Source organism: Pseudoalteromonas sp. Angola-30, assembly GCF_028599215.1.
In the GTDB taxonomy this organism is placed as follows: Bacteria; Pseudomonadota; Gammaproteobacteria; order Enterobacterales; family Alteromonadaceae; genus Pseudoalteromonas; species Pseudoalteromonas atlantica.
The window spans coordinates 17,028-42,046 of record NZ_JAQREI010000017.1 but is presented as its reverse complement, the minus strand read 5'-3'; the positions used below and the strand labels follow the sequence as shown (position 1 = coordinate 42,046).

The 25,019-nt window shown below is 41.5% G+C and carries 27 protein-coding genes; 11 read left to right on the top strand and 16 right to left on the bottom strand.

The features are described from left to right. Window positions 1–50: 50 nt before the first annotated feature. From PSH54_RS16975 to PSH54_RS16965, 3 genes are all read right to left on the bottom strand, one after another. Window positions 51–1,262: a M56 family metallopeptidase gene (locus tag PSH54_RS16975; RefSeq protein ID WP_273606670.1), complete on the bottom strand. Its 1,212-nt coding sequence runs from the start codon at window positions 1,260–1,262 to the stop codon at window positions 51–53. 9 nt (window positions 1,263–1,271) lie between these two features. Next, window positions 1,272–1,646 carry a BlaI/MecI/CopY family transcriptional regulator gene (locus PSH54_RS16970; RefSeq protein ID WP_004588989.1) on the bottom strand — a complete coding sequence of 125 codons (375 nt, stop codon included), beginning with the start codon at window positions 1,644–1,646 and terminating at the stop codon, window positions 1,272–1,274. Between the two features lie 99 nt (window positions 1,647–1,745). Beyond that, window positions 1,746–2,438 (bottom strand): pseudouridine synthase, encoded by a 693-nt coding sequence (locus PSH54_RS16965; RefSeq protein WP_273606669.1) that lies wholly within the window; start codon window positions 2,436–2,438, stop codon window positions 1,746–1,748. A 90-nt stretch (window positions 2,439–2,528) separates the two neighbouring features. Between PSH54_RS16965 and PSH54_RS16960 the strand changes: the two genes are divergently transcribed. Next, on the top strand, window positions 2,529–2,834 hold the full coding sequence (locus PSH54_RS16960) for a DUF6482 family protein (protein ID WP_004588987.1): 306 nt from the start codon (window positions 2,529–2,531) through the stop codon (window positions 2,832–2,834). Window positions 2,835–2,875: 41 nt separating this feature from the next. Next, window positions 2,876–3,283 (top strand): GNAT family N-acetyltransferase, encoded by a 408-nt coding sequence (locus PSH54_RS16955; protein WP_024032077.1) that lies wholly within the window; start codon window positions 2,876–2,878, stop codon window positions 3,281–3,283. A gap of 15 nt (window positions 3,284–3,298) precedes the next feature. Here PSH54_RS16955 and PSH54_RS16950 read toward each other — a convergent pair whose 3' ends face one another. The 9 genes from PSH54_RS16950 to lptM form a co-directional block, all read right to left on the bottom strand. Further along, window positions 3,299–3,655, bottom strand: a complete 357-nt coding sequence (locus PSH54_RS16950) for a HopJ type III effector protein (protein WP_029773753.1) — start codon at window positions 3,653–3,655, stop codon at window positions 3,299–3,301. A 37-nt stretch (window positions 3,656–3,692) separates the two neighbouring features. Further along, complete coding sequence (locus PSH54_RS16945) at window positions 3,693–4,994, bottom strand: hypothetical protein (RefSeq protein ID WP_054983712.1); 1,302 nt, start codon at window positions 4,992–4,994, stop codon at window positions 3,693–3,695. 24 nt (window positions 4,995–5,018) lie between these two features. After that, window positions 5,019–6,119, bottom strand: a complete 1,101-nt coding sequence (locus PSH54_RS16940) for a retropepsin-like aspartic protease (RefSeq protein WP_273606668.1) — start codon at window positions 6,117–6,119, stop codon at window positions 5,019–5,021. A gap of 24 nt (window positions 6,120–6,143) precedes the next feature. Then, window positions 6,144–6,851, bottom strand: a complete 708-nt coding sequence (locus tag PSH54_RS16935; protein WP_004588983.1) for an HAD-IA family hydrolase — start codon at window positions 6,849–6,851, stop codon at window positions 6,144–6,146. A gap of 10 nt (window positions 6,852–6,861) precedes the next feature. Then, window positions 6,862–7,806, bottom strand: coding sequence for a tyrosine recombinase XerC (locus PSH54_RS16930; protein ID WP_004588982.1), 945 nt, complete (start codon window positions 7,804–7,806; stop codon window positions 6,862–6,864). Beyond that, window positions 7,803–8,414, bottom strand: a complete 612-nt coding sequence (locus tag PSH54_RS16925; protein ID WP_273606667.1) for a DUF484 family protein — start codon at window positions 8,412–8,414, stop codon at window positions 7,803–7,805. Before PSH54_RS16925 ends, PSH54_RS16930 begins: the two co-directional genes overlap by 4 nt. Then, entirely contained in the window at window positions 8,411–9,241 is an 831-nt protein-coding gene (dapF, locus tag PSH54_RS16920) for a diaminopimelate epimerase (protein WP_004588980.1), read from the bottom strand. Before dapF ends, PSH54_RS16925 begins: the two co-directional genes overlap by 4 nt. 64 nt (window positions 9,242–9,305) lie before the next feature. Then, window positions 9,306–10,559, bottom strand: a complete 1,254-nt coding sequence (gene lysA / locus PSH54_RS16915) for a diaminopimelate decarboxylase (RefSeq protein WP_273606666.1) — start codon at window positions 10,557–10,559, stop codon at window positions 9,306–9,308. Then, window positions 10,560–10,751: an LPS translocon maturation chaperone LptM gene (lptM, locus tag PSH54_RS16910; RefSeq protein WP_273606665.1), complete on the bottom strand. Its 192-nt coding sequence runs from the start codon at window positions 10,749–10,751 to the stop codon at window positions 10,560–10,562. A gap of 148 nt (window positions 10,752–10,899) precedes the next feature. Between lptM and cyaY the strand changes: the two genes are divergently transcribed. The 8 genes from cyaY to add all read left to right on the top strand — a co-directional run bounded on the left by cyaY (window position 10,900) and on the right by add (window position 20,620). Continuing rightward, complete coding sequence (gene cyaY, locus PSH54_RS16905; protein ID WP_004588977.1) at window positions 10,900–11,223, top strand: iron donor protein CyaY; 324 nt, start codon at window positions 10,900–10,902, stop codon at window positions 11,221–11,223. Then, complete coding sequence (locus PSH54_RS16900; RefSeq protein ID WP_024032069.1) at window positions 11,220–11,876, top strand: alpha/beta hydrolase; 657 nt, start codon at window positions 11,220–11,222, stop codon at window positions 11,874–11,876. Before cyaY ends, PSH54_RS16900 begins: the two co-directional genes overlap by 4 nt. Window positions 11,877–11,897: 21 nt before the next feature. Beyond that, the gene (locus PSH54_RS16895; RefSeq protein WP_273606664.1) at window positions 11,898–12,833 is read left to right on the top strand and encodes a DUF2914 domain-containing protein; all 936 of its coding nucleotides are present in this window, start codon (window positions 11,898–11,900) and stop codon (window positions 12,831–12,833) included. Between the two features lie 35 nt (window positions 12,834–12,868). Continuing rightward, entirely contained in the window at window positions 12,869–13,807 is a 939-nt protein-coding gene (hemC, locus tag PSH54_RS16890) for a hydroxymethylbilane synthase (protein WP_024032067.1), read from the top strand. Beyond that, window positions 13,808–15,637: a uroporphyrinogen-III synthase gene (locus PSH54_RS16885; protein ID WP_273606663.1), complete on the top strand. Its 1,830-nt coding sequence runs from the start codon at window positions 13,808–13,810 to the stop codon at window positions 15,635–15,637. Beyond that, window positions 15,634–16,743 (top strand): heme biosynthesis HemY N-terminal domain-containing protein, encoded by a 1,110-nt coding sequence (locus PSH54_RS16880; protein WP_024032065.1) that lies wholly within the window; start codon window positions 15,634–15,636, stop codon window positions 16,741–16,743. The genes PSH54_RS16885 and PSH54_RS16880 overlap by 4 nt, the downstream gene beginning before the upstream one ends. A 46-nt stretch (window positions 16,744–16,789) precedes the next feature. Continuing rightward, the gene (locus tag PSH54_RS16875; protein WP_248463225.1) at window positions 16,790–19,480 is read left to right on the top strand and encodes a CHASE domain-containing protein; all 2,691 of its coding nucleotides are present in this window, start codon (window positions 16,790–16,792) and stop codon (window positions 19,478–19,480) included. Between the two features lie 138 nt (window positions 19,481–19,618). Then, window positions 19,619–20,620 (top strand): adenosine deaminase, encoded by a 1,002-nt coding sequence (gene add, locus PSH54_RS16870; RefSeq protein WP_055019972.1) that lies wholly within the window; start codon window positions 19,619–19,621, stop codon window positions 20,618–20,620. 46 nt (window positions 20,621–20,666) lie between these two features. Here add and PSH54_RS16865 read toward each other — a convergent pair whose 3' ends face one another. The 4 genes from PSH54_RS16865 to PSH54_RS16850 all read right to left on the bottom strand — a co-directional run bounded on the left by PSH54_RS16865 (window position 20,667) and on the right by PSH54_RS16850 (window position 23,959). Beyond that, on the bottom strand, window positions 20,667–21,083 hold the full coding sequence (locus tag PSH54_RS16865; RefSeq protein WP_055255405.1) for a CBS domain-containing protein: 417 nt from the start codon (window positions 21,081–21,083) through the stop codon (window positions 20,667–20,669). Window positions 21,084–21,245: 162 nt separating this feature from the next. After that, window positions 21,246–21,959, bottom strand: a complete 714-nt coding sequence (fre, locus tag PSH54_RS16860; protein ID WP_004588968.1) for an NAD(P)H-flavin reductase — start codon at window positions 21,957–21,959, stop codon at window positions 21,246–21,248. 103 nt (window positions 21,960–22,062) lie between these two features. Then, a complete protein-coding gene (gene ubiD / locus PSH54_RS16855) occupies window positions 22,063–23,529 on the bottom strand; it encodes a 4-hydroxy-3-polyprenylbenzoate decarboxylase (RefSeq protein WP_055255406.1) in 1,467 nt (488 codons plus the stop codon). Window positions 23,530–23,665: 136 nt separating this feature from the next. Further along, entirely contained in the window at window positions 23,666–23,959 is a 294-nt protein-coding gene (locus PSH54_RS16850) for an MliC family protein (protein WP_024032060.1), read from the bottom strand. A 133-nt stretch (window positions 23,960–24,092) separates the two neighbouring features. Here PSH54_RS16850 and PSH54_RS16845 point away from each other — a divergent pair, with 133 nt between their 5' ends. Then, the gene (locus PSH54_RS16845; protein ID WP_273606662.1) at window positions 24,093–25,004 is read left to right on the top strand and encodes a DUF808 domain-containing protein; all 912 of its coding nucleotides are present in this window, start codon (window positions 24,093–24,095) and stop codon (window positions 25,002–25,004) included. Window positions 25,005–25,019: the final 15 nt, after the last annotated feature.

Sequence of the window (25,019 nt, the reverse complement as noted above, 5' to 3'; positions counted from 1 at the left end):
AAGCGGCCTAAAAGGGCGCTTGCTTTGTGCTCTTGCATCACTCATTAGCCTTAATGCGATACTTTAATTCGCTCTATTAAATCGGTATTAGCAACCTCACTGTTTATAGCAAAATCGAGCTGTACAAGTACATCATTAAAGCCTGACTCAGAGATTTTATACTCCCACTTTGCCAGCGCTTCTTTAGCTGATTTATCAAAAACGTCTGACGGCTTAGATTGAGTGACACTAATGTTTTTTGTTCTGCCATTGGCGGCTATATCGTACTTTAATACAACCGAGCCGCTAATGCCTTGCTTAGCGGCTTGGGCTGGGTAGACAGGTTCAATGCGTATTGTTGGTGAAATATGATCCTCTTTCGTTATTTCAGCTTGGGGCTGTTTTGCTATGGCTAAGCCGCTAAGCATGCTTGTTGCTATTAGCAGTAAGCCACCTTTGGCTAGGCGAGAGTGATTGCCACTGTGCTTTATATTGGTAAGTCGTTGTAACATGGTTTTTTTATCTCCGTAGTGTGAATAAGCCATTAGGCCTGCGGGCGTTGCTGCCGCGCAGTTAACTAAGGCTTTGCTGTATAAAATGTGTTGCTGTGTGGTTTTATTGGCAAGTACCCGCTGGTCACAAGTTAGCTCCTGCAAGCGTCTAAAGCTTGCGTAAGCCATCCACGCGAGCGGGTTAAACCACATTAAAATAGTAGTCAGTAACAGCAGGGCATTTATTAGGTTATCTTTGCGTTTTATGTGCACAGCCTCATGCTCTAAAATAAGTGCCAAAGTGGCTTTATCAAACTGGGTTTTGTAATTACTAGGCAGTATGAGCTTACTTTGCAAAATACCTACCACCATTGGCGATGCAATATGGTTACTGGTATAGGTTTTAATGTGTGAGGTTAGAGTGTGTTCGCTATTAATTAAATAATTGAGCTGCAGGTTTTTTATAAAGCGAATATGCACAACAAACGCTACGCTAAACAGCACTAGGCTAACCACTACATAAAGCACGGCCCAATTTAGGCCTAAGTTATTAATATGGGGCTGGTTAGGCGTTATTAAATAATGGCTAATGGCGCTGTTTTGTAGTGGCTTAATATTACTTGGTAAGTTTGCAACCAGTAACGATACGGGGATTAGGCATACTAATTTATACACAAAGCCTGGGCCAAGCAGCCTTAAACTAAAACGCTCACATATAATAAACCCGCCAAGCATTATGCTGAGTAATAATTGCTGCTCTAGTAACCAGTTAAACAGGGTTTGAATATCCATAGCCACTCCTTACTTTTGGTTTTTTTCCCAGTCATCAATGACCTTTTTTAACTCGTTTATATCTTGCTGCGAAAGCTGCTCTGATTTAGCAAACCCGCTTACCAGCGGCGCTATGCGGCCACTAAAAAAGCGCTCAATAAAGTTTTTGCTTTCTTTTAATGTGTAGTCGGCGCGCTCCATACAAGGAGTATAAATATATTGGCGGCCGTCTTTTTCAAAGGTCAGTGCGCCTTTTTTAACTAATCGACCCAGTAGGGTTTTAATGGTTTTTTCGTGCCATTGTTTGTCATCGCTTAAGCGCTCAATAATTTGGCTGGCGGTTGCTGGGTAATTAATCCAAAGCGCATCAAGCACGTCGAATTCTGCTTTTGATAACTCAATCATTTTATTGCCTACAAATGTAATCTTTAAATTAAGACTACACCTGTAATCTATTTTTGCAAGGTTATTTTTTAACTTTTTTGTGCGCTATTTAAACGAAGGTTAGATTTTTGAAATATCTGTTTTATTAATTTGTATATAGTGGTTTTCAGGTAGGTTTAGTCTTGAAAGAGCAAGTTCGCTAAATTGTGCCCGATATAAATCAATTACTTTAAAGCCGCAGTACTGCGCCATTTTACGTATTTGTCTGTTAAGCCCTTGCTTTAAAATAATACTAAACTGGTTGTCAGCTATTTTTGTTACTTCACACGGTAAGGTTACTTGTTTATCTACGGGGATTCCTGCGGCCATTTTTTCGCAAAACGCGTTATTAATAGGTTTATCTACCGTGACTAAATAACGTTTAGGCTGGTGGAAGTCAGGGTGAATAAGTTGATTACAAAAATCTCCGTCGTTGGTCAAAATAAGCAAGCCACGAGAGTCTTTATCTAATCGGCCAATGGGGTAAACCCGAGTGAGGGTAGGTAAATGGTGAATAAGGCTGGCAGGGTCATTTTCATTTAATTTGCAGTCAATACCTACAGGCTTGTGGTACGCAAAATAAACCAAATCGGCAGCCCCTTTAACTGCTTGGCCATTAACTATTACCTCGTCTTGCTCATTAACGTGATCAATATGATTCGCTGGGCGATTATTTACCGTTACTCTCCCTTCATCTATTAAGCGCGATGCCTGTTTTCGTGAGCACACACCAGCGTGAGCAATGTATTTAGCGAGTCGAATTTTATTGCTCATAAGCTTAAAAGGCAGTGATGTAATAATTTGATCGCGATTATAGCAAAGGTGCGTATCTATAAAGTTACTTTTTATTAAAAGGCGATTGTTATGGGTATGAAATTTTCTGAGTTAAAAAAGCACGAACCATTACAAAAAGTGGTCGCGCACTCCCTTGAAATGGCGCTATATCAGGTGTCTGTCATTATAAATAACGTAGAGTATTACGTTACTGAGGAAAATGGTGAGTTTGTTAAAGCGCTCAGCCCGCTGCATATTCAAAAACGTTTTGAAAAAATAGCCTACGCCGAAATGGTACTACGACATACTAGCGCTTACGATGAAATGTGCGGCCAACCCGAAAAAACAAGCAGCAATTTGCTAGAAGTACCTTATGGAAAAAATAACCTTTTTTAATTAAGTTTGTTTGCTAGTATCTGCTTCTTTAAGGGCGGTACATGTATCAATTAAAAGCAGATAATACCGATGCGTTAAACTCAGCGCTTCGCACTAAAATAGTTGAATTTAACGCACAGCACTTTGATGCGCAAAGAGTGCCATTAGGCTATAAATTTGTTGATGAGCAAGGTGAGCTTGTTGCAGGTATTAGTGGGTGTGTGTTTGGAAATTGGCTGATGATTAGTTGGCTTTGGTGTAGCGATGTAGCGCGAGGTCAAGGGCTTGCAGATAAGTTACTAACGGCACTTGAACAATCAGCTGCTGAACTAGGTGCAACGACCGCTCAGCTTGATACACTCGATTTTCAGGCCAAGCCTTTTTATGAAAAGCGCGGATACGTGGTTAAGTATCAGCTTAACAACTATCCGCGCTCTGGTACGCGTTACTTTATGGAAAAAACGCTTTAATTTAGTAGCTTAGTGTTATTTCTCTTTTAGTGGCTCACCATCAAAGCTCAGGCCTAAAAATGGAGTCGCTTCTGGCGCTAACATAAACGTGCGAATGTTCATGTGATCATCGCCTTTAGGGTTTTGTAGTACGTCTTCGCGGTAAAACTTACCAAAGCAATCCAATGTATTTTGCTTGCTTAAATCGTTTAATTTAGCAAACGCAAAAATTTTACACGAGCCATTGTTCTCGCTTGCAGAGCTAAGTAAGCCGTGGTTATTAAATCCACACGCGGTAAAATCGTAATTAGCTTCTATTACCGCCATGGTATCGCTAAATTGTATGCTTTTAGGGTTGTCTGCAAGTTGCTGTAAAAAATCGTTTAATAACATGTTTGTCCTTTTCTAACAGAAGATTCAAAGAGAAAAATTAATAGTCATTGCTTGTAAGCTCTGCGCTTAAAAGCTTTCCGTCATAAATATAAAAATAGCCATCCCAGTGTTGAGAAGTAAATTCTGCTGAGTCAAAGAACTCGTCGTAATCGCCTAACTTAGCAAGGCTTGCAACAGGGTCGTTGTATTTTACGCCTGATAAGTTCCACTGTGTACTTTGGTTAATATAGCCAGCTAATGCGGCGAGCTTAATTTTAGCGGTTGAAAAGGGCTCCACAAGCTTTAATTTAGAAATGTAGCCGTTGCCTTCATATATAAACTCATAACAAGGAGTAATGATTATATTGTCATGATCTTCATTAACCACTTTAAGCGTTTTACTATTTTTGTGTTTTTTTAAGTATTCATCGGCCAATATTGTGCCGTTATAGCATTGAGTGTTGCTTTTTATATGTTCAACTAATTCACCGTGCGATATACCAACAACTCTTTGCTCTGACTTGTTAATGGATACTTTATAAGATGCGGTTTCCACTTCATCAAAACTGTTTTTTAATTTATTAATTGCTGGTTGGGTTAAATCTGTATCTAAGAAAATAGCCTGATCTGTACCGGTGCTTATTTGTAATTTTTCATTTGCCAAAGAAAGCTCATTATTTATCACCATAGGTAGTAGCGTTTCATGGAACTGATAACCTATAAATACATTGTTTTTAAAGTGAAAAGCATGATTCCTTCCATATACAAGTATTGCGTTATTGTTATCGCTTAGCGATAAACTAGCAAGTCCGAGAGACGTTAATACCTGCTCATAGCTACTGCCAAATTGGAGTCCAAAAAAGTTAGTGGGGGTGATGAGGGGGTTGTTAAACTGAGTAAACTTAGGGGAACTGTTTATGTCTAAAGTGACATCAATTGCATTCCCCTCAATGGTATTTGAGAGGCTGTGCTTGTGCATTCCAGAAATAAATAGCTCGCTAGTCATAGCGACTTGTTGATTGCAGTTTTTTGAGGGGGTGAGCTTAATAAGGTAATGTAATTTTTTTTGGGCTCTGCTTATTGTAGGAGTTTCAGCAGAGTGGCTGCTATTTGTAGTAAAGCGTTCCTCTACATATAGTTGCTCATGCTGTTGATTGTACTGTTCGCTATACTTATTCAGCGCTTTTTGTCTAAGGTTTTGTCTTTTTCTTTGATGGTTATCTAAATCTCTCAGTGTAGCGCTAAGGCTTATTTCTATTTCGGGTGAAATAGCCTCACAACTTTTGTCTTTTACAAAATAATTTGTTGCCTGAGCAGTACATTGCCAAAAACAAAGTAGTGTAAATAGTAGAGTACGCATAAACTTCCTTTTATTATTTTTTGTTTATTTAGCACTCAACTCTAACTCATCTGTTTGTTGATTTATATTAAATTTATATCTAGATAAAAAGTTCATTCCTAACAAACCTTGGCCGCGGGTGTTTTCAATACTGAGCACTTCAAAACCGTAAATAGTTTGCATCCCTACTTTAAACGACTCAATTTGGTAGCGTTTTACTCTAATTTGCCCATTCGCCGTGTTTACGGTTACATCGCCTAAATACAGGGGTCTGGGTGAAAGTTGGTTAAGCACGTCACTCGAAAGAGAAGTAATACTTGCGCCGGTATCTATCATTAGCTCTGTTTGGATTGAGCTATTTAGCTCGGTGCTAATTAAGTAATGTGCGCCGTAGGGGGTAAGCGCAATAAAGTCATCTTGCGATTGAGCTTTCTCTATCATTGCGTGTAAGGCTGTTACTTCGGCTTGTAGTGGGTGATTTGATGGCATGCGCTCAATAGTTGTTAAGGCGCTAATAAAGTCCTCTAGTTGATAATAAGCATGCGCGAGTGCGTATAAAAAATGGCTATTGTCGTTTTGATAGTCGAGCCAAATTTGAGTTTGTTCAATAATTGTTTGCCAATTTTGCTGCTCACTCAAACTATGCAGTTCGTTAGTCGTTAAATGCACAAGGCGCCTATCTACAGGGCCTTGTTGGTGCTTATTTAACAATGGGTAGAGCTCAAATAGCGCAATAATTGCGTTTTGCCGTTGCCCGCTTTTTACTAGGTAATCTACGTGTAAAGTGAGTAACTCGGTATTGTAAGGGTCTTTATTTAAAAGTGCATTTAACAATGACTGGCTAAGCGGTAGGTTTGTGTTTAGCCATTGCTTTAGTTGTGCTACCCACGAAGCGTATAAAGTATGTGCTTTTTTTGGAGCGCTTAGATTTAGTTGCTGATACGTATTTAGAGCATCATCAAATTTGTGTTGTGTAAATTGCTGTTGAGCTTGGCTGAGCAGGTTACTTTTTGGCGCTTTGATGCTCTTGCCGCTGTGGATTTTTTGTGTGCCAACTACAGGCTGTTTTTGTGGCCACAATAAGTAAGCGTTTAGGCTAAGCGAGCCTATTAATAGCAAGGTAATTAGCTTGGTATAATGGCTCATTGCAACCTCTTCGTTCTATTTAGGCTATTTGATAAAGTGCGCTAAGGCATGAATATTCGCAATTTCAACATCGGCAAGGCCTTTGTAGTGATAAGCCGCGCCTTGGTCGTTTAACCAAACCGATTGGCAGCCTGCATTATTAGCGCCTTGTACGTCGGTATCTAGGCTATCGCCAATATGTAAAATTTCACTTTTAGCCACGTTTAAATGCGCGGCGGCTTTATCAAACAGTGTACCGTGGGGCTTGGCTTTACCGTGCATACCAGCTTGCAATACTAGCGCAAATTTATCGCGTAAGTTAAAGCGCTCAATTTCAACATTGCCATTGGTTATTGCAACCAGCGTAAAGTGCTGGGCTAAGTTATCTAGCAGCTTTAGTACGTCGTCGGTTACCACTATTTTACTGCGCGCATCGGCAAAGGCGTTATAGGCAGCATCGGCATGATGCTCTACCTCTTGCTCGTTTAAATCTAGCTTTGAAAGGGCTAAGCGAAGCGTATGTTGGCGCCATTTAGTTACATTATCAGCAAGCTCTGGTAACTGTAATACAGCCTCGTTGCGGCATTGTTGCCAGTATTTTGGGCCTTGTTGTAAGTAGCTGGGTAGCGCGTTTAAATAATCTTGCTGGGCTTTAACCGCGGCTTTTATTATAGGGTGGTTGTTATACAGGGTGTCGTCTAAATCAAAGCTCATAACTGAAAAAGGGCGAGGAGCACGATTAAATCGGATCATAATTACATTCCTAATCGGTTTGTTTTTTAGCACGCGGATGAGTGTTGTCGTACACTTTTGCTAAATGCTGAAAATCTAAATGCGTATATACTTGCGTAGCCGATAAACTACTGTGCCCTAATAATTCTTGCACAGCGCGTAAATCGCCAGATGATTCTAAAATATGAGAGGCAAACGAGTGGCGAAGTTTATGCGGGTGCACTTGTGAGCTAATGCCTTGTTTTATTCCCCACTCTTGCATGCGTAAGCGAACTTGGCGAACCGAAATACGATTTTTTTTACTGCTTAAAAACACCGCCATTTCGTCAGGCTTTGCAAATTGCCCCCGTATGTTGAGCCAATTTTTTAACGCTGTGAGCGCTTTACGACCTACGGGAATGAGGCGCTCTTTGTTACCTTTACCTTTGACTAATATTTCGCCGCTTGCGGCGTTTATATCGCGTAAGTTGGTGCCAACTAACTCGCTAATACGCAGCCCAGATGAATACATAAGCTCCATCATAGCTTTGTCTCGTATGGCTAATGGGTCGTCATCGTTAATCTCTAGTAGGCTTGCCATCTGATCTACATCAAGATTTTTAGGCAAAGGCTTAGAAAATTTAGGCCCTTTAATACCTTGTGCCGGATTATGATAATGCGCGTGCTGAGCAATGTTTTTGGCTTTTAAAAATTTATACAAACTACGAATGCAGCTTAATTTTAAACTAATGGTGCGCCCACTTAATTGCTTTGAACGAAGCGCCATGCTGTAGCGGCGAATATGCTCGCCTTGTACGCCAAACCAGTCATCACATAATTTACTAAAATACAGGGCGGCAAAGTTTAGTTGGCTAACATATTGATTTACAGTGTGCTCTGAGTACTGTCTTTCGTATTTTAAATAGTCACTAAATAAATGAATGGGTGTACGCCAATGCTCACTTAATTGCTCAGTGTTAGGCGTCTCGTCGCTCATGCCAATTCCAACAGCCTAAGTTGCAATGCATGAACAAAATCAAGCACGAATAGGTTATCTTGTGCGGGTTCAAAATGGTTTTCATCATGGCTGCCAAAGGCCAATATAGCGACCGGTTTTTCAGCGTAACCAATAAGGTAAATAGCAGAAGATTGCGTGTTTTCGCAAAATAATAGCTCACGCTCTTGCTGATTAACGCGTCCTAAGTAGTGCCCAAATTGGCTAAGGCGGTGCTCAATAAGCCCATCTAAAGTGTTGTTGTATTTAACCAACCTACACTCGCTAATGTGTGGGCTGGTACAAATAATATTGCGCAAATTTGCGGCAAGCGTATTAAAGTCGTAGTTTGTCCACAGTTGGCGATGGCATTGGCTAAACAAGCGATACACTAGCTCATTTTGCGTAGCGTGTTCGCTCATACTGTGTATTTGATTTTTTAACTGAGTATTGTGCTCGCGCAATTGGCGCTGTTGTATGTGCACAAGCGAGGTGGCACCTTGCGTTTTGTGGTGTAACTCAAGTTGTGCAAGCAGCTCTGGCTGTTCTATTAAAAAATCAGGGTGGCGCGCTAAATACTCAGCGACTTGCTCTTTTGTTAGCTCGCTCATAAGGCAACTTGCCCATCAAATACATGCTCGGCTGGGCCGGTCATGCGGACAGGGTGACCTTCGCCGCTCCAACGTACTTGTAAAGTGCCGCCGGGTAAATCAACTTGTACCGTGGTGTTAAGTTTGCTTTGAATGTGGCCAATTACCATTGCTGCGCAGGCACCCGTGCCACACGCTAGGGTTTCACTAACGCCGCGTTCCCACACTCTAAGTTTAATATGATCTTGCGATACCACTTGCATAAAGCCAATATTGGCACGATTTGGAAAACGTTCGTGGTTTTCAAGCAGCGGACCAAGTACCTCAACTTGTGCGGTAGCTATATCGTCAACTTCTAACACACAATGCGGGTTACCCATAGACACAGCGCCACTAAATACTGTGTGCTCTTGAGCTCTTATTATATAAGTAAGTTCTCGCTTGCTGGCTTTAAGCGGGATTTTAGCTGGCTCAAAATTAGGATGGCCCATGTTTACCGTCACTTGGCCGTCTTTTTCTATGTATAGCGTGAGGTTGCCCGACTTAGTCGAGACACTAATTTTGTGCTTGTTAGTTAAGCCTTTCATGCGCACAAAGCGGGCAAAACAGCGTGCGCCATTTCCGCATTGTTCTACTTCATTGCCATCGGCATTAAATATACGGTAATGGAAGTCGAGATCAGGGGAGTAAGGGGCTTCAACCATAAGTAATTGGTCAAAGCCAATACCAAAGTGGCGATCAGCCAGTTTTTTGATTTGATCGCGAGACAAAAATACATTTTGTGTAATGTTATCAATTACAACAAAGTCGTTGCCTAAGCCGTGCATTTTGGAAAAATTAACTAACATAGCGCTCTAATTCGGGTTTGCTCTGCGCTAATCATGCCACAGAGCAGCGCCTTAACAAAAACGTTTATGGTAAAATTTTCTCACCTTGATAAAGGCTCTCGATGGTTTCGCGTTGGCGAATAAGGTGGTGTTGCTCACCATCTACCATTATTTCGGCCACGCGTGGGCGAGAGTTGTAGTTTGAACTCATTGTAAAACCATAGGCACCAGCACTTCGCTGCGCCAATAAGTCGCCTTGTTTAAGGGCTAGTTCGCGGTCTTTTCCTAAAAAGTCGCCGGTTTCGCACACTGGGCCCACAATATCAAAGTTATGTATTGGGGTGTCGTCATCGCGCACCGATACAGGAATGATTTTTTGCCATGCCTGATAAAGCGAAGGGCGAAGCATGTCGTTCATACCTGCATCGACAATGGCAAAAAATTTATCTTGGTTTTGCTTAATAAACTCAACTTGCGTTACTAAAATTCCAGCATTAGCGGCTATAGCGCGCCCTGGCTCAAAAATAAGTTCAAGGTGTTTGTAATTGGCTAAGCGCTCGGTAACTTGCGCAGCATATTCACTTGGGTGAGGAGGCTGTTCATCATTGTAAGGAACGCCTAACCCGCCGCCAATATCTAAATGAGTAAGCTCAATACCATTTGCTTTAAGCTCATCTATTAATGCCATTAGCTTATCAAGCGCTTCTAAAAAAGGTTTAACCTCAGTTAATTGCGAGCCTATGTGGCAATCTACACCAGTGACTTTTAGACCAGGTAAAGACGCCGCATGCTGATAAACGCTCACAGCCGTTTGAATATCGATACCAAATTTGTTTTCTTTTAAACCGGTAGAAATATACGGGTGTGTTTTGGCATCTATATCAGGGTTTACACGAATAGAAATAGGGGCTTCTAAATTTAACTCGCACGCTACCTCAGAAATACGCTCAAGCTCTGAGGCCGACTCAACGTTAAAACATTTAATACCTAACTTTAGTGCATAAGCAATTTCGTCGGCGGTTTTAGCCACACCTGAAAACACCACTTTACTGGCATCACCGCCAGCTTTTATTACACGCGCCAGCTCACCTTTAGACACTATGTCAAACCCTGAGCCTAAACGCGCTAATATATTTAATACTGCAATATTAGAATTGGCTTTAACTGCGTAGCACACCAAACTTTTATGATTTTTAGTGGCATTTGCAAAGGCTAAATAATGGCGCTCAAAAGTAGCACGCGAGTACACATAACACGGCGTACCATAGTGCTGAGCAATTGTGGCAATGCTGACATCTTCGGCAAATAATTGATTGTTTTGATAGTTAAAATAATCCATTTATTGCTCCTGCACTTGCTCTGTGTTGGTTTTTTTTACGGGCGTTGGCTGTGCCGTATTAGGGGGGGGGGTTTGCTCAGCCTGTTGCTCTGGTAAATACAAAGGCCCGCTTTGGCCGCAGCCAGCTAATGCACTTAGCAGTAAAGTACTTATATATAGTCGTTTTAATTGTAAGGTATGTGTCGCTTTCATTAGATTAATACGGTTGCTGGCTTTATAATCGCAGAGTAACAGAATATCTAAAAAATGCAGCTATTCGCGGATGATTTTATTCCTGTTACACTAGCTGTATATAAACCGTACCCAATATTAGGCAGCTCGCCTGCAAAGGAAAATTACAATGACTGAACACGAATATCACCAATTAGCCGAAGCTCTTATGTTCACAATTGAAGAGCAAGTTGATGATTGCGAAGCAGATTTAGACTACGAATCGGCAGAGGGTATTTTAGAAATAATTTTCCCTGATAAAAGTAAAATTGTAATTAACAAACAAGCGCCTTTGCATCAAGTGTGGGTTGCGACTAAATTTAATGGCCACCATTTTGAAATGCGTGACGGCCAGTGGATTGATAACCGCTCTGGCGCAGAGTTTTGGGAGTTTATGAACCAAGCGTCTACTCGCCAAGCTGGCCAAGAAATTAAGTGGCAATCAAGCTTATGAGTTTAGAGTTTGCACAATATCCAGCGCAAGGTGAGCACAAAGCCACTGTTATTTGGTTACATGGTTTAGGCGACTCGGGCGATGGCTTTGCTCCGGTTGCACCGCAACTTAACTTACCCAGTGAGCTTGGTATACGATTTATTTTTCCGCATGCGCCTATTCAACCGGTCACCATAAATGGTGGCATGGAAATGCGCTCGTGGTACGACATTAAATCTATAGAATTAGACAAACGTGCCGATGAACAAGGCGTGAGAGATTCAGCCGAAAAAGTGCAAGCCCTGATCAATCAAGAAATTGAAAATGGTATACCTGCCGATAAAATTATTTTGGCGGGCTTTTCGCAAGGGGGCGTGGTGTCTTTACATTTAGCGCCGCGATTTGAGCACAAACTTGCAGGTGTTATGGCGCTGTCTACTTATATGTGCGTGCCTGAAAAGCTAGCGCAAGAAGCAAAGCATACTGATTTAAATGTATTTATGGCTCATGGTAGCCAAGATAATGTAGTGCCGCATAGCGCGGGTAGAAGTGCGTTTGAAGTATTAACAGCACATAACATGGATGTAAGCTGGCAAGAATACCCTATGGCTCATCAGGTTTGCGCAGAAGAACTGCAAGCTATTCGCCAATGGTTAATTGCCCGTTTAAGCTAATTTGGAGCCGCTGAGGTCAATATGAGTCAAAAAATAGTTATTAAAGCAAATGTAAAACGCGAACCACAAAATAGTGTACCTAATGTAAGCTACGAGTGGCATTGGCGTCGTATTGCGAGTGTTTCTATGTTGGTAGCAATGACCTCGGCAGCGGTTGTGTATGGCTTAACTAGCTCGGTAAATGCCGAGCAGGGCGAGCAACCTAATGAGCAATCGCCGTATTCACATTTAAGCGACAACACAGCAGATAATGTCGAGCCCACGGTGAGTGTAAATGACGAGCAAACGCGCCCAAATGAGCTTACAAATGATATAGCAGATGTTGCGCCAGCGGTGCTTGAAGATGAAAGCGTTAATAATACTTCGTTAGCGCAAAGCAATAATGAGCAAACGGATAGAGAGCCAATTGCTAACGTTCAAAGCAATCAAGTTTCTGTTATTGAGCAATCAGATACTGAACTCGCTGAGCCTATCGCTAATCAGCCGCTTACAAGCACGCAGTTAAGCGCATCACCCAATGAACAGTTCCCAGATATTGAAAACGACGACGGATCGCTAACTAGCAGTGAAGGTTTTTCATCTAATGCGCACATTGCCAGTGTTGCGTTAGGCGCACAAATTGATACAGGTAAAATTAGCCGTGCAGTGCTTACTCGCAAAGTAAGTAAGCGCGAGCCCACTAATGTATTTGCTGCAGATATCCGCTTAAATCAGTTTGAAGAGGCACTTTCGTTTTTTAGTGAGCTTAAAAACCTACAAGGCCAACAAGTAAAGCATGTATGGTCTTATGAGGGTGAAACCATGGCTGAGATTTCACTTAATGTTACCTCGCCGCGCTACAGAACGTACTCAACCAAAAATATTATGAATACACAAACAGGCCATTGGCGTGTAGATGTTGTTGATGAGCAAGGTAATTTAATTGCTCAAAAAGAATTTAGAATTTTAGCTAATTAAGCTTGGCTATTAGCTGTAACTATTTGGATACCCCTATGACAGAAAAAACAAAGTTAGTACGCATTGCAACCCGTAAAAGTGCTTTAGCGCTTTGGCAGGCTGAATTTGTAAAAGCACAGCTTGAGCATTTTCATGCTGATGTGCGCGTAGAATTAGTCCCTATGTCTACTCAAGGGGATATTATTTTAGATACACCGCTTGCTAAAATTGGTGGTAAAGGCTTGTTTGTTAAAGAACTTGAGCAAGCAATGTTAGATGGCCGCGCGGATATAGCAGTGCATTCAATGAAAGATGTACCCGTTGAATTTCCAGAAGGCTTAGCACTGCACACAATTTGTGAGCGTGAAGACCCGCGCGACGCGTTTGTATCAAATAACTTTGCCAATTTAAGCGAATTACCAAAAGGCGCTGTAGTAGGCACTTCTAGCCTTCGTCGTCAGTGCCAAATTAGAGCTTTGCGCCCTGATTTAGTCATTAAAGACTTACGTGGTAATGTTAATACCCGTTTAGCTAAGCTAGATGATGGCCAGTACGATGCGATTATTTTAGCTGCAGCCGGACTGCTACGTTTAAAAATGGACGAGCGTATTGCTGATTATATTGAGCCTGAGGTATCTCTACCTGCTAACGGACAAGGTGCTGTCGGCATTGAATGTCGTATTGACGATGAAGTAACAAAAGCCTTACTGGCCCCGCTTGAGCATACCCAAACACGTATTCGTGTAAATGCAGAGCGTGCTATGAATCGTCATTTAGAAGGTGGCTGCCAAGTACCAATTGGTGCCTACGCATTAGTTGATGGCGAGCAAGTGCACTTACGTGGCCTAGTGGGTGCAGTAGATGGTAGTGAAATTTTACATGACGAAGTAACCGGTCATATAAATGATGCCGAAGCTATCGGTGTGCAGCTAGCTAAAAAGTTATTAGCGCAAGGCGCCGACAAAATATTAGCAGAAGTATATAGAGACGCATAAATGACACATATCCTGATAACTCGGCCCGAAGGAAAAGGCGCAGCCCTTGCTCAGCAACTTGAGCAAGCGGGTTATCAGGCGTCATTATTTCCTGTTTTAAAAATATCCTACCTTACGCCTTCTACTGCCGAGCTAAGCCCGCTAATTAATGCCGATAAAATTATTTTTATCTCTCAAGATGCCGTTACTGCCCTTGCGCAATTAAAGCCAACAATAAATACCAAAGCGCAATTTTACGCAGTAGGTCAGCAAACTGCAGATACTATTTATGCGTTATTTGGCGTGCGCGCAGCAGTGCCTAAACTGCATGATTCTGAAGGGTTATTGGCGCTAAACTCGTTAGCTGAGGTTGATGGTAGCAATATTGTATTAGTAAAAGGCCAAGCGGGGCGCCCTGATATTGCCAAAACCTTAAAGGTGCGTGGGGCATTTTTAAATAACTGTGTGGTATACAAGCGCGAGCCAATAAGCGCTGAAAAAACCAACTGGACAGACCACTGGCAAAGCCTGAAAGTACAAGGTATAGTCATAACCAGTAATGCAGCAGTTGATGCAATATTTAATAACCTGACTGAACAACAGTTACAGTGGTTACAACAGTGCCGATTTTATGTTGCTAGCGAGCGTATAGCCGCTTATTTACAACAGCAACAGGTAAGCTCGGCTAATATACACATTGCCGCAGGGGCAAGCGATACCGCTATGTTTTCCTGCATAAAACAGCAAGGTAGCAAGATGAGCGAACAGTCAAAGCCAGTAACGGCAGATAATAAAACCTCAGCAAAGCCAACAATGTCTTCAGATAAAAAAGCAGCTGAAAAAGCACCAAGTGTGACGAATAATAAGCAAAAAATAAGTAAAGTGGCAGTCCTTGCGCTGATCATCTCGCTTACTGTAGCGTGCGGTGTGGGGTATGAGTTTTACCAAAAACTCAATGCAGGTAAAGCCCAAAATGTAGCTGTTAATGAACTAAAAGAAGAAAACGCGTTATTGTCACAAGAGTTACAGGCGCTCAAATCGGCACAATCTAATCTTCAGCAAGCATTGTTCAATAGTGAACAAAAAGTGGCTGCTGCGCTTAATGAAAGTGCAGAGAGTAACCAGCAACAATTAAAAGCTGCATTGCAACAAGCTCAGCAGCAAGGCGCTTCACTAAACCCGCAAGAAGTAACCAGCTTACAACGTATGGCTGAGTTTAAACTGTGGGCTGAAAAAGATTACCAAGGTGCCAGCGCTGTACTTAAACGCTTAGATGCCTTATTGAGTGAACACCCAGGTACTGTTGCAGTTCGCCAAGCAATAACACAAGACATTCAAACATTAGATAGCTTAAAACCTATCCCAACAGAAGCCATTTACTTAAAACTTAATAGCGTGTTATCAAACATAGATAACCTTGCATTTAATGCCGTTAACATACCGCAAGAAGCAACAGAAATTGAAAAAAATGCCTTGAGTGAAGATGTAAGCGATTGGCAGCAAAACCTAAGTAATAGCTGGAATAAGCTAGTTGATAGCTTTATTACTATTCGCCAGCACGAAGGGGTTGCTATAGAGCCACTGCTAACCGATCAGGAGCGCCACTTAATTAATCAACGTATTAAATTAAATGTGACGCAAGCTCAAGATGCATTAATGAGCAAACAAGCGAGCATTTATTTTAGTGCCATAAGTGAGGCAAAGCGTCTTGTTAATGAGTACTTTAAACAAGATGACGAGGCGACAAAAGTGGTTATAAATGCACTAACTAGCCTAGAAAAAGAGCCATTAAACTTTAACCCTGAAGTAAACCTACAAAGTACGCAGCAGGTTAAGGAGTGGGCGCAATGATAGGGCTTATAGTATTAATTGTTGCGATTGTTTTAGTTTTAGCGATTACGCCATTTGTACTGGATGAAAAAGGCTATGTGCTGATCTCGTTTAACAACACCACGATTGAAGGCACGATTGTATCGTTTTGTATTATGGCGGTAATTAGTGCAACTATTTTGTTTTTAACTTACAAATTAGTGCGCTATTTATTGTCGATTTATCATAATACTAAACATGGTTTTTTTGCGCGTAGCGAAGAGCGAAAGCAAGCAGCTATAGAGCAAGCCTTATGGAGTGCGATAAACGATGATTACGAGCTTGTAGAGCAAACGTTATCAGGTAATAGTGTACCCAGTAAGTTTGAAGATATACGCTTAGCGCTATTAGCAAAAGCAGCGCTTGCTAATAACCAAACTGACAAAGCTCTAGAGCGTTTATTTGAAATTAGCCCAGAGCAGCAACTTAACGTTGCTAAACTTTGGATAGCCAGTGGCGATAGCAGTGCAATAGAATCGCAAATGCGTGCTAACAGCGATTCAAAAAAAGCGACACCACTTGAGCTTAAGCTATACGCCGAAATACTTGTACAGCAACAGCACTTTAGTGCGCTTGAAGACTTTTTACCGCGTTTACTTCGTAAAAAAGTCCTTAACGATGCGCAGTGGACACAGCTGTTTAATGCCTATTTTAATGCACAAGCTAGCGATAAAATCACTGAAAAATATAAACAACTTCCTAAAAAGCTACAAGCTCATGCTAATACAGCTTACTTAATGCAAATGGCTAAAGTGGGCCAATTAAGTGCGATTGAAAGTGACTTAATTAAAATGGTGAAGCACGACGAGCAACATGCTCAGCTGGCTAATATATTAAGTAACGCCACCTCGGCAGAGGCTGTAAAGCTTCAAAGTAGTATTCAAGAGCGCCTGAAAAAAGATGATGCAAACAACGCATTATTACTCTCGCTTGCGTGTTTAGCTAATGCCCAAGGCGATTATGAGTTAGCCGCAAAGGTTTTTGATAAAGCCTTGAATATCGAAAACAAAAAGCAATTTGCTCAGCAAGCAGCGCTTAGCTATAAAAATACCGCACAAGCCGATAAAGCACTCGTTTTGTATCAATAAAGGCTACACTTATACTTTTGCAGCTTTGATATTCGGGAGCATTGGGTTGAAACACTTTTTTATTGTCACTGTAAGTTTAGCGTGCGCTTACTTTTTTACCGGATATTTTAGTAATTTACTATTAGCGATAGATGGCTACGCAGTGGCTGTGTGGCCGCCTTCGGGAATTGCGCTTGCTGGCTTTTTAATTTGGGGCAGAAAGAGCTTACTAGGTATTGTTTTAGGGGCTTTTTTTACTAACCTCATTCATTTAGAAAGCGCCTCAGCGATATTTCAATTAAGTGTATTTATGCATGCTGCGGCTGTTACCTTTGCTGCTACTTTACAAGCATGGGTAGGTAGCCAATTGGTCACTAAAGTGATTAAAGCACCACTCGACTTATCTTCTTTAAAGCACTGTATTCAAAGCCTCGTTGTTGCCGGCCCATTGTGCTGTGTTATAGCTGCAGGTGTAGGCACCAGCTTATTAATTTTTAATGGCGTTATTGTGTCTCAAGCCGGTTGGGATACGTTTATAGCGTGGTGGATAGGCGACAGTATTGGAGTGCTTGTTTTTACTCCGCTTATGCTAGCGGCATTTAACTATTCACAGGTAAATTATCGCCTACAAGTTATACTGCCCTCACTGTTAATTTATATGGTTATAAGTATTAGCTTTTATGGCGCGGCCAGTGTAAAAAAAGAAAAAAACATTCAAAAAGAAGAGCTGAAAATATTAGCCACTCAAGATGCTATCAACAATAAAATTAACGAAATAACAGCACACCTCGCCTTACTGGCGACCTTTTTTTCTAGTAGTGACGATGTGAGCTTTACTGAATTTAAGCAGTTTACTTCTAAGCAGCTTAGTTACAGCGAAGAAATTTTAGCATTTGAGTGGGTGCCCTACTTACCAAGTGAAAACCTAGCTCAGTATATAGAGGCTAATAACAACACAGAGCTGGCTAAATATAGCTTAAAAGAAAGAGCAAAAGATGGCAGTTGGCAGGCCGCACCCCCACGAGATTTTTACTACCCCGTACAATACGCACATCCTTTGTCGGGAAATGAAGATGTAATTGGCTTTGATCTTGCCTCAAATGAGGTAAGGCGATCTGCATTAATAAAAGCAAAAGTGTTAAATGAGTTGGTGATCAGTGAGCCAATAAATTTAGTACAAAACGAAGCTGAGCGCGGCGTGTTGTTTTTTCATCCGGTGTTTGGCAACAATATTACCGAAGACGATTTTAAAGGTTTTGTGGTAGCCGTTGTTAGTTTAGAAAGACTATCAAACGCGGTGTTATTTGATCAAAACAACGGCGTTGCAGTGAGCTTTACAGACACCACAACAGAGAATAATGCACAGCCTATTTTTATTGCCGATCATCAACAACTATTGCCGTTAAAAGACTATAAGTTATTGGTAGGTAAGCGGGTGTGGCAGGTGGAGCTGCATCAGCCAATGCAACGAGAGTCATGGTTAGTTTACTGGCTTGCACAAATAGCAGGCATGTTATTTGTTTGGCTGCTTATTACCTTTTTAATATCGGTAACGGGTACCAATATTCGTATACGTGAGCAGGTAGCAAAACAAACAAAAATTTTACGCTTAGAAAAGCAAAAGGCCGATGAAGCCAATGAAATAAAAAGCCAGTTTTTAGCAAATATGAGCCACGAAGTTCGCACGCCTATTAATGGTATTAAAGGGCTGCATTATTTAGCCCTACAGCAAAACGATTGGCAGCAAGCTCGCAGTTATATTGAACAAGCGGATGGGGCACTGGGCGTATTGCTAAGAGTATTAAATGATGTGCTCGATTTTTCTAAAATGGAAGCAGGCAAACTTGATTTAATTCAAGAGCCAATTGATGTAGGCACACTCAGTGAAGAAGTGGCTAATTTACTGCAGTTTGATATAGAAGCAAAGTCGCTAGAATTTATGCTTGATTACGATAAATCAAGTAACTTGGTTATCAACACCGACCCAATACGCTTAAAACAAGTTTTGCTAAATCTAATCAATAATGCCATTAAGTTTACAGCCAAAGGCAGCATCACGCTTAAAGTGTGGCAATCTAAAAAAATGACTTACTTTAGCGTTAATGATACCGGTATTGGTATTAGTAAAGAGGCGCAAAAACAGCTATTTAAACCGTTTGCACAAGCAGATAGCTCTACCTCGCGTCAATATGGCGGCACGGGCTTAGGTTTAAGTATATGCAAAAAGCTTGTAGAGTTGATGGGCGGAGAAATTGATTTAATAAGCCACGAAGGGCACGGTTCTACGTTTACTTTTAGCCTGCCAATTTATTCGCCGCTACCAAAGGCTGAGCAAATAAAGCAACAATATGATGAGATAGATGTTAGTACGCTTTCTTTTGCAGATTATAAATTATTGCTTGTTGAAGATAACCCATTAAATCAGCACGTCGCGAGCGCTATTTTAAAAACCAAAGGGTGCGTTGCTGATATTGCTAATGATGGTTTTGAGGCGATTGAAAAGCTGACAGAGCATACCTACGACATTGTGCTTATGGATATACAAATGCCAAAAATGGATGGCCTTGAAGCCACGCGAGTTATTCGTAATGAACTTGGTTTGTTTGACCTACCTATTATTGGCTTATCTGCTAATGCCCACGATGACGATGTTAAAAAAGCAGTTGCCAGCGGTATGGATAATTATATTACTAAACCCATTGAAGCAAATACCTTATTCAAAACACTCTGGCATCACTTAGCTCATCAAAATAAGTGAACAAAAACCTAATTTTGTTCACTTTTTGAGTAAAAAGCAGACATATGACCGCTAATATTTACTTTAACTGCTCTACACTTGAAAAATAACTGTACCTGCGTATCATGCGCGCAATTTTAACCTAACCGAGTCGCTATTATGATAAATAAAAAATTACCTCTGCTAGATATTCATCGTCATTTAGATGGCAATGTACGTGCGCAAACCATACTAGAGCTTGGTCGACAGTTTAATATTACGCTACCTGCTGATAACGTAGAGGCGCTTATCCCTCATGTGCAAGTTATTGATCCTGAGCCTGATTTAATGGCATTTTTGCAAAAGCTCGACTGGGGTGTAACGGTACTGGGCGACTACGACGCCTGTAGACGCATTGCAGTTGAAAACATAGAAGATGCTCAAGCGCAGGGACTTGATTATGTAGAGCTTCGCTTTAGCCCGTATTATATGGCACAAAGCCAAGGCTTACACCCGCAAGGGGTGGTTGAGGCCGTGGTTGATGGTATTAAATCGGCTACTCAAGGCGCCAATATTAAAGCAAACTTAATTGGTATTATGTCGCGTACTTACGGTGTTAAAACCTGCCAGCAGGAGCTTGACGCATTACTTGCCTTTAAAAATGATTTAGTGGCGATTGATTTAGCCGGAGATGAAATTGGTTTTCCGGGAGAGCTTTTTGTCGAACAATTTAAGCAAGTAAGAGACGCTTACCTGGCCGCTACCATTCATGCCGGTGAAGCGCTGGGCGCAGCGAGTATTTGGCAAGCCATTAATGAATTAGGTGCAAGCCGTATAGGTCATGGGGTAAAAGCAATTGAAGACCCTAAATTAATGGACTACCTGCGCGATAACCGCATTGGTATTGAGTCGTGCTTAACCAGTAATATTCAAACCAGTACCGTAAACGATTTAGCTAAACACCCTCTTAAACAGTTTTTAGATCACGGTATTTTAGCGTGTATTAATACCGACGATCCGGCTGTAGAGGGCATTGAAATTGAGCATGAATATTTAGTGGCTGCGCCAAAGGCGGGTTTAACACAAGCCGATATGCATAAGGCACAAGCTAATGCCTTAGAGATTGCATTTTTAAGCGACAGCGATAAAAACGCATTAACTGCGCTTGCTGCAGCACGTTAAACACGCTTAATACAAAAAATGCCGCTTATTAGCGGCATTTTTTATGTTAGCTTACTTTTGTTTGGCAGCTCACGTAATTATCAAACAGTGCTTTTAATACATCGCTTCGGCCAATCAGCCCTATCACGGTATCACCCTCAACAACGGGGTAGTTTTTTGGCTTTCCTGTTTTCATTTGCTCAGCAAGCTCGATAATGTTGGTATCGGCATTAACGGTTACAACATCGGTTTGCATAAGCTGCGAAACTTTTACAACGCCATCGCAAAAATAGCTGCTTCGCATTAATGGTTTTAACAGCTCTTGCTCAGATATAAAGCCAACCAGCGATTTATTGTCATCAAATACTGGTGCACCTAATAAGTTAAACTTTTGCAGCTCACTAATGGCGGTGGTCATTTCGGTATTTGGGGTAATGTGTGGCAACTTACGTTGCATAAAATCTTTTACTTTTGTATTTAACATTTGGGTCTCTCCCGCTGATGTTCTATACAAAGTATGGTTTATAGATAGGAATTTAGGAAATTGTTTATACTGATTAAAGTAATAGGTTATACCAATTAATAGCTTAAATTTGATAGAAATAACAAAGGCGCCATGGGGCGCCTTTGTATTATAAATAAAAATTTATTTTATAAACGCGAATGCATCGGCGTACATGTTTTCGCGAACAGCACCGTGAGCAATAAAGTCATCACGGACAATGCCAATCATGTCAAAGCGACCAGCCATATAAATGTCGTAAGGTTCTAACGACACAATATCTTGCATGACTGCTTTGTGTACAAACCCGGTGTGGCCTTGCCAATTAGCAGATGGGTTTTCTACAACAGGAATAAATTTAAAGTGCTCGTTACTCTCTGCCCATGCTTGCATTTCGCTGTGAGCATACAATGCAGACTCTTCTTTAACACCCCAGTAAAATAATACCGGGCGGTCGCAGTTAATTTCAGCTAAGTGATCAGCCATTGATTTTGCATAAGAAAAACCAGTGCCGCCAGCCAATAAAATAATAGGGCGCTCGCATTGTAGGCGTAGTTGCGATACACCAAGGCCGGCTTCTATATCTACCGGTGTATTATTTTGATGCGCATTACGCAAATGCTCAAGCGATTGCATTGCGTATGAATCGGCTTTAGATGCGCCAATATGAAGCTCTATTTCATCACATTGCGATGGACGACTTGCAATCGAAAATGCGCGCTTGTCTTTTTCGCCAAGTACAAGTTGCATGTATTGGCCAGCTTCAAACGTAACAGGTTGTTGAGGCTTTAAAATTACTTTATGAACAAATTCTGTAAGTGGGCTGATGGCAACAACTTCAGCTTTTAATGTTTGCATTTTTTACCTTTTAGCAGCGTTTACGCAGATATGCAGTTAAGTGGAGCAATATTAACATATCTGCGGGGTTATTTTATAGCCTGTTTATATTCACTAAGCGTGCTTAAAGTATATCGAGACTTTGCCAAATTTCGTCAACACGATCTTTTGTCGCTTTATCCATGACAATTGGCTCGCCCCATTCGCGGTCGGTTTCACCTGGCCACTTATTTGTTGCATCCATGCCCATTTTTGAGCCAAGCCCAGATACAGGCGATGCAAAATCGAGGTAATCTATTGGCGTGTTTTCAATTAATGTGGTGTCGCGCGCAGGGTCCATACGGGTAGTGATGGCCCAAATAACATCGTTCCAGTCACGGGCATTTACATCATCATCGCAAACAATAACAAACTTAGTGTACATAAACTGACGTAAAAACGACCATACGCCCATCATTACGCGCTTAGCATGGCCTGGGTATTGTTTTTTCATGGTTACCACGGCCATACGGTAAGAGCAGCCTTCGGGTGGCAAATAAAAGTCGACGATTTCTGGAAACTGCTTTTGCAATATAGGCACAAACACTTCGTTTAATGCCACACCTAAAATAGCTGGCTCATCAGGTGGACGGCCGGTAAATGTACTATGGTAAATTGGGTTTTTACGGTGTGTTAAATGGGTCACTGTCATCACAGGAAAGTCATCAACTTCATTGTAATAACCCGTGTGGTCGCCATACGGCCCCTCGGGAGCCATTTCGCCAGGCATAATGTAGCCTTCAAGTACTATTTCGGCACTGGCAGGGACCTGTAAGTCATTTGAAATAGACTTAACCACTTCTGTTTTACTACCGCGCAGTAAGCCAGCAAAGGCATATTCGCTTAACGTGTCTGGCACAGGTGTCACCGCACCTAAAATAGTGGCAGGATCAGCCCCTAATGCAACCGAAACTGGGTACGGTTCGCCGGGGTTTTCTTTACACCATTCTTGAAAATCGAGTGCGCCACCGCGATGCGATAACCAACGCATAATTATTTTATTTTTACCTAATAGCTGCTGGCGGTAAATACCCAAATTTTGGCGCTTTTTATAAGGCCCTTTGGTAACAGTTAAACCCCAAGTAATAAGGGGGGCGGCATCTCCAGGCCAGCAGTGCTGTATTGGTAACTTAGCTAAATCTACCTCGTCACCTTCTAGAACAACCTGTTGGCACGGTGCTTTTTTAACTTCTTTAGCCGGCATATTGAGTACTTGTTTAAATACCGGGATTTGCCCTAGTGCTTCTTTAATCCCTTTTGGTGGCTCGGGCTCTTTTAAAAAAGCGAGTAGCTTGCCAACTTCACGCAGCTCGCTTACATCTTCTTGGCCCATGCCCATAGCAACGCGCTTAGGAGTACCAAATAAGTTTGCAAGCACAGGCATACTGTGACCTTTTGGGTTTTCGAACAATAATGCGGGGCCTTTAGCACGTAATGTACGATCGGCTATTTCGGTCATTTCAAGATACGGGTCGATTTCTTGAGTAATACGTTTAAGTTCGCCTTTTTTTTCAAGCAAATCGATAAAATCACGTAAATCTTTATATTTCATGGTAGGCCGCTACTAAGCAAAAAGTGAAAGTATTATACCCAACTAAACAACAAATGCATGTGCAGTTGTTTAGCGTAAAAACAGGCTATTTATTACGATGAGAAAAAAGAAAAAGTTTAAATCGCGAACGACAAAATTATAAGGCGTCTGCTTGTTGAAGTTGGCAGTGGTATTTATTACCTGAAACAATCAACATCGCTTCATCGGCTTTAGACCAAAATAGCACTCGCTCATTAATATACTTTACCCCTGATGCGCTCGGCTCTTTATTAAGCGTATATGTTTGCTCATTTAAAGTAAGTGTTGCCCCCGCTCCTTGGTGGGCTAATTCTACTACGCGCTCGTTGCATAAGTAGTGGGTACTTTTAGACTCATTACTACAGGCTGATAAAACCAGCATGCTTGTAAAAATAACCACCAATGCTTTCATTTATATCCCCTAAGTAAGTTTGCCATTGATAAAAATCAGTGCGTTTAATCAGCATAACAAAGCAAAATTAACCGTTGGTGAAAATTACGGATTACGCTATGTTGATAGCATTATTTTTTAGCTAGGAAGCAACATGGCAGGCATTAACCTTTTAACATTACTTGATGATATAACCACTTTACTTGATGACATTGCCACAATGAGTAAAGTCGCCACTAAAAAAACAGCCGGTGTACTTGGTGACGACTTAGCACTTAATGCTCAGCAAGTTACAGGGGTTACAGCCGACCGCGAATTACCCGTAGTTTGGGCTGTGGCAAAGGGCTCATTTTTAAATAAAGCCATTTTGGTGCCTGGTGCATTGCTCATAAGTGTATGGCTGCCTTGGTTAATAACCCCGCTGCTAATAATCGGTGGCTTATTTTTATGTTTTGAAGGCGCTGAGAAAGTATTTGCTCGGTTTTTACCTCACCCCGAAAAAGAGGCTGATGAGTCGCTACAATTAGACCCAGCTGAGTATGAAAAGCAAAAAGTAAAAGGAGCCATACGCACCGACTTTATTCTCTCAGCCGAAATTATAGTGATCACCTTAGGAACGGTTGCAGGTGCCACACTTGTAAATCAGGCGCTTGTACTGTGTGTTATAGCCGTATTAATGACCATAGGTGTATACGGCCTTGTAGCCGGTATTGTAAAGCTTGATGACGCGGGGTTGTATTTGCTTAATCAATCAAAGGTGTCGGCTAATAAATTTAAAGAGATGCTTGGTAAGGGGCTATTAGCTGCAGCACCAAGGCTTATGCAATTTTTAGCCTTTGCCGGCACAGTAGCCATGTTTTTAGTCGGTGGCGGCATTTTATCCCATGGTATTGAGCTACTACATCATTGGCAATTAGAAGTAATAGCCATAGGTAAGTCGTTATTAAATGGCACCGGCGAAACACTAGCTCCCCTTATATTTGACGGATTACTAGGAGTAGTAGCAGGGCTATGCATTGTTATTCTGCATTTAGTTTGGAGTAAGCTTACTAACCCTAAGCATTAGATTTATAACCCTATT

What these genes read in the sequence shown, in the direction of transcription:
- PSH54_RS16975 (WP_273606670.1), bottom strand. Translation starts at nt 1,262, where the DNA reads ATGGATATTCAAACCCTGTTTAACTGGTTACTAGAGCAGCAATTATTA.
- PSH54_RS16970 (WP_004588989.1), bottom strand. Translation starts at nt 1,646, where the DNA reads ATGATTGAGTTATCAAAAGCAGAATTCGACGTGCTTGATGCGCTTTGG.
- PSH54_RS16965 (WP_273606669.1), bottom strand. Translation starts at nt 2,438, where the DNA reads ATGAGCAATAAAATTCGACTCGCTAAATACATTGCTCACGCTGGTGTG.
- PSH54_RS16960 (WP_004588987.1), top strand. Translation starts at nt 2,529, where the DNA reads ATGGGTATGAAATTTTCTGAGTTAAAAAAGCACGAACCATTACAAAAA.
- PSH54_RS16955 (WP_024032077.1), top strand. Translation starts at nt 2,876, where the DNA reads ATGTATCAATTAAAAGCAGATAATACCGATGCGTTAAACTCAGCGCTT.
- PSH54_RS16950 (WP_029773753.1), bottom strand. Translation starts at nt 3,655, where the DNA reads ATGTTATTAAACGATTTTTTACAGCAACTTGCAGACAACCCTAAAAGC.
- PSH54_RS16945 (WP_054983712.1), bottom strand. Translation starts at nt 4,994, where the DNA reads ATGCGTACTCTACTATTTACACTACTTTGTTTTTGGCAATGTACTGCT.
- PSH54_RS16940 (WP_273606668.1), bottom strand. Translation starts at nt 6,119, where the DNA reads ATGAGCCATTATACCAAGCTAATTACCTTGCTATTAATAGGCTCGCTT.
- PSH54_RS16935 (WP_004588983.1), bottom strand. Translation starts at nt 6,851, where the DNA reads ATGATCCGATTTAATCGTGCTCCTCGCCCTTTTTCAGTTATGAGCTTT.
- PSH54_RS16930 (WP_004588982.1), bottom strand. Translation starts at nt 7,806, where the DNA reads ATGAGCGACGAGACGCCTAACACTGAGCAATTAAGTGAGCATTGGCGT.
- PSH54_RS16925 (WP_273606667.1), bottom strand. Translation starts at nt 8,414, where the DNA reads ATGAGCGAGCTAACAAAAGAGCAAGTCGCTGAGTATTTAGCGCGCCAC.
- dapF (WP_004588980.1), bottom strand. Translation starts at nt 9,241, where the DNA reads ATGTTAGTTAATTTTTCCAAAATGCACGGCTTAGGCAACGACTTTGTT.
- lysA (WP_273606666.1), bottom strand. Translation starts at nt 10,559, where the DNA reads ATGGATTATTTTAACTATCAAAACAATCAATTATTTGCCGAAGATGTC.
- lptM (WP_273606665.1), bottom strand. Translation starts at nt 10,751, where the DNA reads ATGAAAGCGACACATACCTTACAATTAAAACGACTATATATAAGTACT.
- cyaY (WP_004588977.1), top strand. Translation starts at nt 10,900, where the DNA reads ATGACTGAACACGAATATCACCAATTAGCCGAAGCTCTTATGTTCACA.
- PSH54_RS16900 (WP_024032069.1), top strand. Translation starts at nt 11,220, where the DNA reads ATGAGTTTAGAGTTTGCACAATATCCAGCGCAAGGTGAGCACAAAGCC.
- PSH54_RS16895 (WP_273606664.1), top strand. Translation starts at nt 11,898, where the DNA reads ATGAGTCAAAAAATAGTTATTAAAGCAAATGTAAAACGCGAACCACAA.
- hemC (WP_024032067.1), top strand. Translation starts at nt 12,869, where the DNA reads ATGACAGAAAAAACAAAGTTAGTACGCATTGCAACCCGTAAAAGTGCT.
- PSH54_RS16885 (WP_273606663.1), top strand. Translation starts at nt 13,808, where the DNA reads ATGACACATATCCTGATAACTCGGCCCGAAGGAAAAGGCGCAGCCCTT.
- PSH54_RS16880 (WP_024032065.1), top strand. Translation starts at nt 15,634, where the DNA reads ATGATAGGGCTTATAGTATTAATTGTTGCGATTGTTTTAGTTTTAGCG.
- add (WP_055019972.1), top strand. Translation starts at nt 19,619, where the DNA reads ATGATAAATAAAAAATTACCTCTGCTAGATATTCATCGTCATTTAGAT.
- PSH54_RS16865 (WP_055255405.1), bottom strand. Translation starts at nt 21,083, where the DNA reads ATGTTAAATACAAAAGTAAAAGATTTTATGCAACGTAAGTTGCCACAC.
- fre (WP_004588968.1), bottom strand. Translation starts at nt 21,959, where the DNA reads ATGCAAACATTAAAAGCTGAAGTTGTTGCCATCAGCCCACTTACAGAA.
- ubiD (WP_055255406.1), bottom strand. Translation starts at nt 23,529, where the DNA reads ATGAAATATAAAGATTTACGTGATTTTATCGATTTGCTTGAAAAAAAA.
- PSH54_RS16850 (WP_024032060.1), bottom strand. Translation starts at nt 23,959, where the DNA reads ATGAAAGCATTGGTGGTTATTTTTACAAGCATGCTGGTTTTATCAGCC.
- PSH54_RS16845 (WP_273606662.1), top strand. Translation starts at nt 24,093, where the DNA reads ATGGCAGGCATTAACCTTTTAACATTACTTGATGATATAACCACTTTA.